Here is a 14,289-nt window from a genome sequence, read left to right as displayed (position 1 = left end):
GCAAATTGGAGGAGTTCAACAGGCTCTTACTTGGTAAAGACCACACCAGCTTTGAAGCGGCCGATGTTCCCCGGAACATTCAATACGTGATCACTCTGGATTCCGACACGATCTTGCCACGCGGAGCCGCGCGAAAGCTAATCGGCATTCTCTCTCATCCTTTGAACCGCCCGCTGATCGATCGCGATGCAAGAAAGGTCGTGAAAGGATATGGCATCTTGCAACCACGCGTCAGTCACACGCTGAGAAGCGCAAATACAAGTCTGTTTGCGAGAGCTTTTAGCGGACCTGCCGGCATCGATCCTTATACAAGAGCTGTTTCTGATGTTTATCAGGACCTATTCGGCGAAGGCAGTTTTATCGGTAAAGGGATTTACGATCTGCGCGCGTTTCATGACACTCTGGACGAGCGATTTCCTGAAAATACGTTGCTGAGTCACGACCTTGTGGAAGGCGCATTCGCCCGGACCGGTCTTGTCAGCGACATCGAATTGTTTGACGATCATCCATCCGATTACACGTCTTACAGTTTGCGCCATCACAGGTGGGTTCGCGGGGATTGGCAGGCGGCTTTCTGGTTATACGATTCATTCTTCTCAAAAGAGCGGAATTCTATTTCCGGATTGAACGCGTGGAAATTGATCGATAATCTTCGCAGGAGTCTCGTATCTCCTGCAGTTTTAGTCCTCTTTCTTTTAGGCTGGACCCTCTTGCCGGGCAGTTCTCTGTTCTGGACCTTTTTTTCAGCTGTGGTTTTAGCTGCTCCCATTTTAGTTCCGCTAACCGGTCTGTTTATGGGCAGTTTCAAAGGCGTTCCCTTTATCGATCATCTGAGAAACGTCCGGGCTTCACTGTCCATCGCCTTCACTCACGTTCTTCTGGCCATTACATTTCTTGCCAATGATGCTCTTCTGCACCTGGATGCAATCGTTCGCACGGTCTTCCGCATCGTTCAGAGAAAAAAGCTTCTGGAGTGGACAACAGCCGCACAGGCCGAACGGTCCCGAAGCAAAGGTCTGGCCGGATACCACAGGAGAATGTGGGGCTCCCTTGCTCTCACTGCTGTGACTTCCCTATTGATCCTTGAGGCGAGATCAGATGTCTGGAATGTTTCCGCGCCCGTTCTTGTATTCTGGATGTTTACCCCTACGATCGCCTGGTTGACCGGTCTCACTGTTCATGTTCGCGTAAGAGAGATCCCGCAAAACACACGCTATGTCCTGCGCTCCTATGCCCGCGAGTGCTGGCGGTACTTCGAGACGTTTGTGAATGAACAAAATCAATGGCTCCCCAGCGATAATTTCCAGCAGGATCCCGCAGAGTTGATTGCGCATCGGACTTCTCCCACCAATGTCGGGTTTGCATTGCTGGCTAATATTTCTGCTTTCGATTTCGGCTACATTGGAGTTACGGATTTTGTCCAACGCACGGAATTGACACTCGCCACACTGACTCGTTTGAGCACCTTCAATGGACACCTCTTTAACTGGTACGACACGATCACATTGAAACCGCTCGAGCCGCGGTACGTATCAACGGTCGACAGCGGAAATCTGGCAAGCGCGCTGCTTACTTTGCGGCAATTTGTTCTTAAAGATCAGGAACTTTTTTCGCCTCCACGCAAACGATTGGAAGGAATTGCTGATGATTTGACAGGATTCCTCAACTGGGCAAGAGCTCGAAAGCCTTCCGTTACAGCAACAACCATTTCGGAAGTTCAAACGATTCGGAGAGAAGTGCGAAGGTTCCTAAAAAATCCCTTTTCTGAAATTTCTGAAGAAGATTTGCTCATCTGGCTGCAAAAAGTTTTATCCCAGTTAACACAAGTCGGTTTGATGGATTCCGAATGCGAATACTGGTTGGACTCTGCTAAAAAGACCGTGGCCAGCCATCTTGCGGATTTCGAAAGACCGCAGGATTTGAGACAACGGCTCCGATCAATCGCGCGAGAAGCGGAAACACTTGTTCAGGAAATGGATTTTCGTTTTCTTTATGACGAAGATCGCGGATTGTTTTCCATTGGTTTTAACGTGACCAACGGAAGATTGGATCCTTCTTATTATGATTTGTTCGCTTCGGAATCCAGACTTACAAGTTTTGTTGCGATCGCAAAAGGGGATGTTCCGCAATCGCACTGGTTCCGGATGAGTCGGACAATGACTGCGCGCGGTCCTCATCGATTGATGGCTTCCTGGAGCGGCTCGATGTTTGAATACCTGATGCCTTTGCTCTTTATTCGCAATGAAAGCGCCACACTGTGGGACTATACCTATGAAAAAGCTGTAAAGGCTCACAAGACATACGGGCATTTGAAGGGGGTGCCCTGGGGGGTTTCCGAGTCCGCTTATAACCGTCGTGATGCCTCAATGAATTATCAGTACGGGCCATTCGGAGTCCCCTGGCTTGGCCTCAAACGCGAGTTGGAAGCAGATCTGGTCGTTGCACCATACGCAACTTTTCTTGCAGCCATGGTCACTCCCATGGCGGCGCACAGGAATCTGGAACATCTAGAGAAAATGGGCGCGCACGGGAGGTTTGGGTTTTTCGAATCGATCGACTTCACACCGGAACGCGTCCCGGAAGGATCACGGTCTGCAATCGTAAGAACATTCATGGCTCATCATCTCGGAATGTCCTTCGTTGCTCTGAACAACGTTCTTCATGATCGGATCATGCAGGAACGGTTTCATTTGGATCCTTCCATCCAGGCAATTGATTTGCTGGTTCAGGAAAGAATGCCCGCGACCGCCGGACTCGGCCAAACAAAAACTGTTGATGAACGTCCCCAGTTGTTCGGGATTCAGGAACCGGCGGTTGCAAGAGAGTTTCATACACCTTATCTCTCACCTCCGCGAACTCAAATTCTTTCGAACGGAAGATATAGCATCATGATGTCCACCAGCGGCTCAGGCTACAGTGAATGGAACGGAATCCGGGTGAATCACTGGCGCGAGGATCCTACTTGCGATGCCACAGGCACATACTTCTATTTAAAAGATCGAACCGCAGGAACGATCTGGTCTGCGGGATTTCAGCCGGTAAGAAAACTTCCGGCCGGATACAACGTCAGTTTCTCCGAAGACCGGATCGAATTCAGGAGAAGAGATGGCGCGATTGAAACTCACTATGACATCGTAGTGTCACCGGATGAAAATGCGGAGGTCCGGCGTCTGACAATTGTAAATACAAGCTCGACGCCGCACGAAATTGAAATCACAAGCTACAACGAAATCATTCTGACACTGGCAGCAAACGATCTCGCGCATCGAACTTTCAGCAATCTGTTTGTACAGACGGAATTTGTTCCTGAGCTGGGAGCGCTCATTGCCAGACGCGCAACCGATTCAAGAAATAAGACCGAACTATGGGCCGGTCATCTGGTTACTCTTGAAAAAGAGAATGGTCGAAGTGACTTGCAATTTGAAACCGATCGAAGCCGTTTTCTTGGACGCAATAACTCCGTAGAAAACCCGCAGGCGCTTCGCCGGGAGGAACCTCTATCGGGAACCACAGGCGCAGTTCTCGATCCCATCTTCAGTCTGCGGCGCGTATTGAAAATTGCGCCTTACAGCCGGGAGGTGCTTGCTTATATAACGATGGTCGGAAACAACCGTGAAGAAGTGATTTCGCTGATCCATCGGTATCGCGAGTTTCGTTCTGTTTCGCGTGTTTTTGAACTGGCGTCCGCTCATGCACAGGTGATGCTGCATCAACTTTCATTGAACCGCGAAGATGCAGATCTGTATCAAAGACTCGCCGGTCGAATTGTTTTTTCGACTCCTTCTTTGCGTCCGCGACCCTCCGTTCTGGAACGGAATAAGAAAACACAATCAGCGCTTTGGCAATTTGGAATTTCCGGAGATCTACCTGTCTGTTTGGTGCGCGTAGAAGAACAAAACGATCTTCCGATCGTTCGCCAGGTTCTTCAGGCTCATGAATACTGGCGGATGAAAGGTCTGGTTGTGGATCTGGTGATTCTGAATGAGTTTCCCACGAGTTATTTTCAGGATTTGCAAGACGAGCTTCACATGCTCATTCGGAGCAGTTCGGCGCGCGAGCTATTGAACGTATCCGGCGGAGTGTTTGTCTTGCGGCTGGATTTGCTGAATGAAGAAGACCGGGTCCTTTTACGCACTGTGGCGCGCGCAGAGATTCATGCGCAGCGTGGAAGTCTCGCGCGGCAGATGTTGCGCTCCGATGAAAAGGAGGCGCTCCCCGGACCGCATGTGGTCAGATCCATGTTTCCGATGGAGGATCCGCCTTACAACATCCCTGAATCGGAGTTAATACTTGCGAATGACTTTGGCGGATTCACACCGGATCAAAAAGAATACAAAATCCGTTTGAAACCAAATCAATCGACTCCTGCTCCATGGATTAACGTTATCAGTAACCCGGAGTTTGGGTGTCAGATCAGCGAAAAAGGAGCAGGAATGACCTGGTCGGTCAACAGCCGGGAGAACCGATTGACCCCGTTCTCCAACGATCCTGTTTCCGATCCGGTCGATTCCACCATATATATAAGGGACGAAGAAACGGGACGATTCTGGTCAGTGACACCGGAGCCGCTTCCCGGAAACGGAAAATACGAGATCGCACACGGCGCCGGTTACACGACCTTCGAAACCGGAAGTTACGGGCTTGAGCATAAGTTCATCGTTTCTGTTCCCGTTGAAGATCCGGTAAAAATTCTCCGTTTAACCATTCGAAATCAGACAAGACGAACACGGGAGCTCTCCGCAACTTTTTATGCCGAGATGGTGCTGGGAACGTATAAAGAACGAACTGCACATTATGTAAATAGTTCCGTTGACAGTAAGACCGGAGCTCTGCTGTTTCGCAATCCCTATAACAATGAGTTTGCGGAACGGATCGCTTTTGCATCGGTAAACGATGAAGGACGAACCATCACTGCGGATCGAAATGAATTTCTTGGTCCGTGCGGATCCGTAAAAGATCCTGCCGCTTTACGCCGTGAAAATCTTTCCGGCCGGACCGGCCCGGGATTGGATCCGTGCGCCGCAATTCAAAGCAGGATCTCTTTGCGGCCATTCTCAGAACACACGTTCCTGTTTTTGCTTGGTGAAGGAACAGATTTGAACCAGGTGCGCACATTGGTGAAACGCTACAGCAATGCTGCGGACGTTGAAAACGCTCTTGTAGAAGTGCGCAATTTCTGGGATGAAACGTTGGCTGCAATTCAAGTGGAAACACCGGATCCTTCATTGAACGTTTTGATGAATCGCTGGCTTCTTTACCAGGCCTTATCGTGCCGGTTCTGGTCTCGCTCGGCCCTGTATCAAAGTAGCGGCGCGTACGGATTCCGGGATCAGCTTCAAGATGCGCTTGCTCTCGCTTATGCGCGCCCTGATTTGTTGGAAACACACTTGTTGCGCGCCGCCGCGCACCAGTTTGAAGAAGGGGATGTGCAACATTGGTGGCATCCCCCCACCGGCAAAGGCGTACGAACGCGAATCTCTGATGATCTGCTCTGGCTCCCCTACTGCACCGCATTTTATTGCTCTCTCACCGGAAATCTAAATGTTCTGGATGAAAGGATTCCTTATTTGAAAGGAAAAATCCTGGAACCGCTGGAAAGCGAAGAATATTTCGAACCGCAGACTTCTGAAGAAGAGGGTTCTTTATTTGAACATTGTCTTCGGGCAATTGACCGCAGTTTACGTTTCGGCCGGCATGAGCTTCCATTGATCGGTTCGGGCGATTGGAATGATGGCTTCAGCCGTGTTGGTATTCAGGAGCGCGGAGAAAGCGTCTGGCTCGGATGGTTTCTGATTAAAATCCTGAACGACTTTGGGTTTCTCTGTGAAAAACGCGGAGAGATTCAAAAAGCGCAAGCCTATAAAGAACAGGCTCAAAAGTTAAGAGCTACAATCCATTACGCGGCATGGGATGGCCAATGGTTTCTTCGTAGTTTTCATGATGACGGAACTGTTATGGGGTCTGCTGATAGTGTAGAGAGTCGGATCGATTCCATTGCGCAGAGCTGGTCGATTCTCTCCGGCGCGGGAGATCCTGAAAAATCACAGCAAGCGATGCAGTCCGTGGAACGGCTTTTGTTTCTGAAGGACCAACAACTTGCGTTGTTGTTTACTCCCCCATTTGGCAGTACCGCGTTTGATCCCGGTTACATTCGTGATTACCCCCCCGGTATTCGGGAAAACGGCGGCCAGTATAATCACGCAGTGACCTGGTTGATTGCCGCATATTGTCAAATTGGATTTCCGGATAAAGCATATGAATTGTTTCAGACTGTAAATCCAATCAAGCGAACCGATAACTTCGACAAAGCGTGGCAGTACAGGTTGGAGCCCTATGCTGTTGCGGCTGATATTTATTCACATCCTAATCACATTGGGCGTGGCGGATGGTCCTGGTATACCGGCTCCGCAGCATGGCTCTACCGGGCATGTTTGGAATACATACTCGGATTTCGCCTGCAGGGAGAATCGTTTTCGGTTCAGCCAGCGCTTCCATCGGATTGGCCCGGCTACCGTATGAGATTTCGCAACGGCGACAGAGTGTATGAAATTGCGGTGGAAAGAAAGGGGACCAAACTGTCAGTAAAGATCGATGGTGAGGAGAGTTCCACACAGACCCTCCGCGCCGGACAAAAACATCCACATCCAGTCACATCTTGACAACTGCCAAATCAGTCATAGTTTCCAATCTGATATGCCCAATTTGTGTCATTAGCCCATCATTCAAGGCGGGCTACTCCCCGGCCCGCTTCTATTTCGAGCCGCCGAGCCTGGAGGCTCAATTTTGGAAGTTGCCTCCAGGCTCGTTTCTCACTCTTGCTCATAACTCATCACTTTGGCAGTATTACCGTACTTTCACCACTACTGAATTTGATCCATTTGGTGTTCAATTTCGTTTGAGAGATGTGAGGTATGGTTCGTAGCGCGTTTTCAGATTTCCGTTTAACCCGATTGCTTTTCGAATCGAAGCTTCACCCTGCATCGAACGGTTCTGCAGCAATTCCAGCATTCCTCGAATGGCGTACGCTTCAGCAAGTTGAGAGTTTAATCCAATCGCCTTCTCAACCTCCCTGAAACCCAGATCGATTTCAGTCGCTCCATTTCGCCCGCGATTCAAAAGTGAATACGCCTGCCAGTAGAAGCTCTCCGCTTTCCCCTGCCGCGCTTCGGCGAATTCAGGATAGAGTTCCAAAGCCTTATCAAAGCGGGAGTGTGCCAGTTTTAAATTCCGATACGGATCTTTGCCGGAACGAATCTCATCCCGCGCGGCAATGATGTATAGATTTCCGTACGTGAGATGCGGCTCAGGCCGGTTTGGATTAATTCGTATTGCAGTGTCGTGAGCTTCTATCGCTTCGGAAAGGACATTATTCAATGACTTCTTTTGTTGGTAAAGGAACAGTGCTTTGTCGGTCAGGATGCTCGCAAGATTCACGCGCCCGACATCAAACGAGGGATTGATCTGGTTCGCTTTCCGGCTGTTTTCAAGCGCCTGCTCCAAAGAAACTTCCGCATCGAGTCCGGCTTTCATTTCATATTGAGATCGGACGGAGTAACCGGCGGATAGCGAATCGAAAGCCATCGCATTCTGAGGATTCCTTGCGATTGCCTTGCGTGACATTTGTATAACAAGGTCCGTGGATTGGGTGGGATTCAAACCATGACCGATCTCATACAGTGCTTTGTTTGTGTAAACGCTGCCGAGATTGATGAAGATTGCCGGAAGGCCTGGATTGATATCAGAGGCTTTATGATAACTCTTTCCTGCTTCATCCAGAGAGGAGCGTGGATCCAGACCGCGCATCATTTCAAATTGTGCTTTCAGGAAAAATGCAGATCCGAGGTTGTTGTGGTTGTAGGCGAGGTTCTGGTTCAAGCTTAGTGCCTTTCGATAATAACCGATCGATGCGTCCACCGATTGGCGTGGATCCTGTCCCCGCATCAAATCAACTTTGCCTGTAAAAATCGCTACTCTCCCCAGTCCTTCGAGTGCGGCAATCAAACTCGGATTGATTTGAAGAGCGGCTTTGTATTCCGTTGCCGCCTGTTTCAAGGATGTGGCCGGATTCATTCCGTGATTGATCTCGTATTCGGCCTGGATTTCATAAGCCGTGCCGATCATGCGCCTGGATTTTTCATCTTTTGAATTCAAACCCGATGCATGTTGCGATGCTACAATCGCTTTCTGCAAAGCAGGACGCGGATCTTCCCCTTTCGGAATCTGGAATTCCGCCCATCGCAAATGGGCAGCCGCAGCGCCGTTGAAAGAGTCCACCATTTCAGGATCGGCGATGGAAGCTTTTTTGCACGCGGTCAGCGCATCCTCATACGCTTTTTCCGGAGAGGCGCCGGTCTGATACGTTTGCAGCGTCATGATTTCCACTTGCAACCCGCAGTTCTGTAAATACACTTCAGCGTCACTGCTGGCTTTACTGGAAGCTTCAGCGTAGGCAGCCTGCGCTTTTTCGTAGTTTGCCATTGCCTCTTCGTTCCTGCCCTCATCCCGCCGCAAGTTCCCAATCGCAAGGTAGGAATCACCAATTAACTTTCTGGCTTCGTACAACCAGGGAAACTTTCGGAGACTCTCCATTGCTTTCTGTTGGGTTTCCTCGTTTTTCTTTTCCAGGTACGCCACAACCGCCTCTCCGTATTTACCGGATTCTCCAGCAGCCGCCTCACCCTGCCGGAGCCAGCCCAAAGCGGGATCGCGAAGTGCCTTCTCGATTTCCCTCTTACGGGTTTCCCTTTGCTCTGCGTTTGGAATTCTTTCAAGGCTTTGCAGCTCCTGTCTGTACAACATGGCCTTTGCGAGTCCGAGCGCGTACGCGACCTCAGGAGCGTTGTAATCGTAAGTGTCCCACGCCTGTCGAAGGTATTTTTCTGCTTCAGCATACCTGCGTAGCGCCAGATGTCCGCGACCGAGCGCGTAGTGGCCGGGACCCAACGCGGCTTTCGTTTCGCTTTTCATGCGTTGTACAATAGCTTTCAGCCGCAGCTCCGCCGCCGCTTCTTCTTTCCGAACGTCATGCAGAGGAGATGTATACATGTGGCGGAGCGTCTGCTCCAGATATTTCACCTCCTGACCAAACTCTGTTGCATAACGGATTTTCTCGCGCGAAATCAACCACGTCCGGATCGCGAAGCCTGCCGACAAGAGGATTACGATGAGTGCTGCTGCGAATAGAATCGAGACGGTTCGGTGTTTTTTTGCTTTTCGGATCGTTCGCGAAGTCCACGTAACCGGAGTTCCGAGGATCGGTTCCCCATCCAAAAATCTGCCGAGATCTTCAGACAATGCTTTCGCCGATTCATAACGCTGCGACCGATCTTTTTCCAGGCACTTCATGAGAATCGTATTGATTTCATCGGGTACAAACGGATTCATCTTACGGGCTGGCTGCGGTTCTTCTTCGATGACTTTGATAAAGACTTCCACAACCTGTCCTTCGAAGGGTTGATGCCCGGTGAACAGCTCGTAAAAGGTTGCTCCGATGCTGTAAATATCACTGCGACCATCGACCTGATGCACATGTCCCAGCGCCTGTTCGGGTGACATATAAAAAGGAGTTCCGTGCACGGAGCCGGAACGGGATTCATCGGGCTTTGTGGTGTCACGGACAAGACCAAAATCCAGAATGGTTGGTCGCATTTGTCCATCGGCAGTTCGTTCCAGTAAAATGTTCGATGGTTTGATATCGCGATGCACCAGGCCGCTCTGATGCGCAACATGAATTGCTTCGGCTACTCGCTTCATCAAACGCGCCTTTTCCTGTATATTGAGCGCCGCGGCCCGTTCAAAGGGCTCTCCTTCCACGTAGTGCATCGCTATATAGAGCCTTCCTTCTGCCTGTCCGAAATCAAAGATCTTGCATATGCAATCGTCCTCGACTTTCGCCTGTGCCTGCGCCTCGCGGAGCAAACGTCGCTCCAATTCGGGGTTATCCGTCAGCACAAATTTGAGAGCGACTGAACGATGCAAAACCAGATCGTACGCTTTGTAGATCTTTCCCATTCCGCCGATCCCGATCAGAGAATCGATTCTGTAACGATCGGCAAAAACAAAGGGAAAAGATTCCGCCGTATACTCTTGCATGGGTAGCTGTGAACTTCCTCTTGTTATAACAGCAATTCCCGCCAAATGAAATGCAGCCGGTCTGGCGATAGTGATCCAGGCAATTTTTTTCTAGTCTTGGCATCCCGGCGTCCTGGCGGTTTATTATTGGAGAGTTATGCGCAGATCAAAACTTTTAATTGCCATCCTCCTTTTTTCAATTGTTTTTCAACTCGGAGCGGAAGATGAAAAATCATTCGCTTTCGTTGTCGTAGGAGACACTGGATGTGGATGCTCCGGTCAAGAAGCCGTTGCGATCAGAATGCTGCAGTGGCATCTCGAAAAACCGTACACTACCGTGTTGATGCTAGGTGACAATATTTATGGCAGGGACAGCCGGAAGAGAGGCGGCAGCCATCTATTGTTCAGAGAACGTTTCGACCAGTATTATGAGCCGCTCATAAAACGAGGCGTGAAATTTTATGCGGTTCTGGGCAATCATGATCTGGAGACAAGTTCCGGTCGTGAAGAAATTACGGATCGCTCTCGTTTTAATATTCTTGGAAAGCGCGGCTATTATTCCTTCACACCTGAAATTCAAATTGATGGACGTCCTTTAATTTCATTTATAGCTTTGAATTCCACAAGTCTGGACAACGATCCTGATCAGGTTGCCTGGCTCGGAAGAACACTGGCGGAGGAAGAGGCAATCTGGAAAATCCCTTTCTTTCATCACCCCATCTATACACCTCCGGGGAAGCATGAAGACGATGTAGAAATCCGGTCGCGAATTGAAAATGTGCTGACGGCCGCCGGCGTCAAGGTAACTTTTGCCGGTCATAACCACTTTTATGCACGAATGAAGCCTCAGAGTGGCGTAATTCACTTTGTGTCAGGTGGCGGTGGTCGAAGCTTAAAAACGCCAATCAAAGATGATAAAACAGCGGAAGCTGTGGAGTCTTATCATTTTCTTTACATCGAGGCGCATCCCGATACGCTCAACTTCTGGGCGGTACCCCCCACCGGCGCTCCGTTCGATACGGGATCGATTCCTGTAAATTCGGAATCATAATGGCGCAAGACTATGCTTTCAATTCATATTTTAACAACGCGTCAAAGAATAAGATCTTCCATGCGAAGAAGCCCGCGATCAGGGGCGCTCTCCTTTTGTTTTTCATCATTGCCGCATTTATTGTCTTAAAAACGATTCGTGACGCTCTGTTCTTGAGTATCTATCCTGCGCGTCTACTTCCACGGTACATGGCATGGAATACGGTAGTCAGCTCAGCCGTGGCTTTTTCACTCTTGCACATTTACAAATTCGTTTCGCTTCGCCGGCTTCTTCAAGCTGCCTTGCTCCTGTTTTTTGTGTCGGTCCTTCTTGTCTGGGAAGGCTTGCCGGGACACATTCATGTGAAACCAACTACTTTTTACGTCTGGATCGGAGTGTATGGCACGATCATCACAGTGCAGGGGTGGTCCCTGGTTTCAACTCAGTTATCCGCAAGGCAGGCAAAACGAACCCTCGGATTCATCGGAGGCGGGGCGATCCTGGGAGGCATAGCAGGCGGCATGCTTGCGCGCACTCTGGTGGAAGAGTGGGGACTGCAATCGCTATTTCCCTGCGCCGCGATGTTGATTGCGGTGGCATTCTTCTCCTGTCCTGCCGCCTCCGGTTCGCTGACAGAATCCACACCACCCGCAACTCCAGCGACACGCGATAAGACAAAGAGAAGGATCAGGTATGCTTTGCTGTTATTGGTGATCCTTGCCATCAGCACCATCGTATCTACTTTTCTTGATTTTCAGTTTAAGGCTTACACCCAGCGTGAATACCAGACGGAAAAAGCCCTCGGTTATTTTATTGGATCCTTTTATGCTGTGCTGGGCGTTGCGAGCTTCATTTTTCAACTGTTTATCACACCTTTTCTGTTAAAACGTCTGGGATTGGCAGCCGGCATGGCTGCCATGCCTTTGCTGTTGTTACTGGGTAGCTCCGCTGTGTACTGGCGTAAAAGTTTTGCCGCCATGGTGACCTTGAGGGGATCCGAAGAGTTGCTGCGACATTCGCTGGACCGTTCCTCGTTTGAAGCGCTACTGATGGCGATCCCTGCCCATCAAAAAATTAGATTGAAATCATTAGTAGAAACGATCGGAAACCGCGCGGCGGAACTCATCGGTTGTCTGGTGTTGATCTGGCTTTTTACCGGCGGCAATCTGCCACTCACGACTTTAACAGTCTTTAACATGGGGTTGACCTTTCTCTGGTTTGTTTGCGCACTGTGGCTGGGATTGCAAAAGTATCCGAAATTGCTTCGGGAAGAATTGCGCAGAGAAGAAGTGGACCTGGAAACGGTCCGCGAAAATCTACTGTCAAACGAGTTCTATCGCATGCTTCCCGCCCTGTTGCGCAACGCAAAGAAAGATACCGTATTGAGCATTCTGGATCTACTGGAGGCAAGCGAGAAAAATTGGATTGGCCGCTATCTGACCTCCATAGACAGCCCCGATCCGAAAGTGCGTTTGAAAACGCTTCACCTTCTGTTTTTTCAAAAGGCTGATATGCGATACAAGGTGAAACGCTTGACGACCGATCCGGATCCGAAGGTTCGCGCGGAAGCGATTCATTATGTTTGCGTGAGGTCCCGTTCTCCCAGGCAATTTGTGAATAAGTTTCAGAAAGATGAAGACCTGGCTGTGCGCATCGCGACATGCGCGCCAGGACTGAAAGCAGGTTCGGAAACCGAACGTGAAGAACTGGAGAGATTATTCAAGAGAGCCGAAGAAGAAGGACAGGAAATTGCTCTCCAGGAAATTGCCCATGTCATTCAATTTGTGGCTCCAAACGATTTCACCGTGAGCATTTACAAACGTCTGCTGTCGAATTCAGCGCTTGAAGTCAGGAAGGCTGCTTTACGGAGCCTCGGTTACACGAAACCGCAAATTTTGATTCCAATTCTACTAAAACTTACACGCGTCCCGGCGCTCAAAGCAGACGTGCGCGCAACCCTGGCAAAGTTCGGCAAAATGCTGATTCCTTACCTGGAGGAAATCATTTTGAATCCAGGTGAATCGATTCCACGCAGAAAACTTAGTTTGAAAATTGCAGCAGATGTTGGTGGAGTTGCCATCCTGGATTCAGTGCTTAAGGTGGCCAGAGATCCCAGTATTTCGCTCCGTTTTTCAGCTTTGAAAACACTGAACTATTTTCGCAAAAATGGAATCCTGAAGTCAGATCACCCTGCTCTTCTGCCCCTCATTTACCGGGAGATATCGCTATTAGAATCGGATGTGAAGCGCGCTTTGCAGTTCCAACCCCAACAGGATCGACTGATGTCAACGCTTTTCAAACAAAGGATCGTTTGGACCTATGAACGCGTTTTTCGCGCATTGGGCCTGATTCTACCTTGGGACGCGGTATACCATGCCTACCACGGCTGGATCAGCGGAGACAGCCGCAAGCGAGATGCGGCGCTGGAATTCATCGAACAAACGCTGCCACCTGAATTGCGGGACCGGTTGCTCCCAATGCTGGAAAATGTCGAAGACGAATTGCCTCCGGAAAATGGCAGGTCAGATCGTATCCATGCATTCACTTCGGTGCTGGAGGAAAAAGATCCTTTGCTGATTTCGGCAGCAATTCCGGAAATCGATGAAAAAGAATTTGAGCAGTGGGGGCCGGCGATCCAAAAACTGCAGGATGAGCTGCAAAATCCCTTGATTGAGGAGACATTACACAGGAGATTTGAAAGTATGGAGAATAAAGAGAAGCGGCCAATGACGACGATCGAAAAAATGGAAAATCTCTCCAAAATCGATCTGTTTTCAAGACTTTCCCCATCGGAACTTCTTCTTCTTAGCGAAGGAGCAACGGAAGTGGAATTTGAAGCAGACCATGTTATCTACAAGGAAGGGGATCCCGCACAAGAGATTTTTAACTTGATCCGCGGCAGTGTGGAATTACTGCGCGGCGGGGAATCGATCTGCACGGTTGTGCAGGGAGAAAGTTTTGGAACGCTGGAAGTCTTAAGCAACAAGAATCGGATGTCCACCACTGTTGCCATTGAAAAATCGCAATGCCTCAGGATCCAGGGGGATACATTGTGGGAAATTATGGAAGATTACACTCCGGTATGTCACGGAATCATAGAAGTCCTTGTGCAACAGATTGAAAATCTCACGGACAAGCTAAGTGTTAAAAGTGAAAAGGTTGAAGAGGTTAAAGGTGCTTAGTAAAAA

The 14,289-nt window shown here is 49.6% G+C and carries 4 protein-coding genes; 3 read left to right on the top strand and 1 reads right to left on the bottom strand.

Translation table 11 applies throughout. The features are described 5' to 3' along the window. Window positions 1-86: 86 nt before the first annotated feature. The gene (locus L0156_09105) at window positions 87-6,659 is read left to right on the top strand and encodes a DUF3131 domain-containing protein (protein ID MCI0603160.1); all 6,573 of its coding nucleotides are present in this window, start codon (window positions 87-89) and stop codon (window positions 6,657-6,659) included. Window positions 6,660-6,885: 226 nt separating this feature from the next. On the opposite strand, the gene L0156_09100 is transcribed toward L0156_09105, so the two are convergent. Beyond that, window positions 6,886-10,092, bottom strand: a complete 3,207-nt coding sequence (locus L0156_09100) for a protein kinase (protein ID MCI0603159.1) — start codon at window positions 10,090-10,092, stop codon at window positions 6,886-6,888. Window positions 10,093-10,228: 136 nt separating this feature from the next. Here L0156_09100 and L0156_09095 point away from each other — a divergent pair, with 136 nt between their 5' ends. Together L0156_09095 and L0156_09090 are read left to right on the top strand one after the other, a co-directional pair. Then, window positions 10,229-11,122 carry a metallophosphoesterase gene (locus tag L0156_09095; protein MCI0603158.1) on the top strand — a complete coding sequence of 298 codons (894 nt, stop codon included), beginning with the start codon at window positions 10,229-10,231 and terminating at the stop codon, window positions 11,120-11,122. Then, complete coding sequence (locus tag L0156_09090; protein MCI0603157.1) at window positions 11,122-14,283, top strand: cyclic nucleotide-binding domain-containing protein; 3,162 nt, start codon at window positions 11,122-11,124, stop codon at window positions 14,281-14,283. Before L0156_09095 ends, L0156_09090 begins: the two co-directional genes overlap by 1 nt. The last annotated feature ends 6 nt before the right edge of the window (window positions 14,284-14,289 follow it).

The organism is bacterium, assembly GCA_022616075.1.
Taxonomy (GTDB): Bacteria; Acidobacteriota; HRBIN11; order JAKEFK01; family JAKEFK01; genus JAKEFK01.
This window is presented reverse-complemented; position numbering and strand designations above follow the sequence as displayed.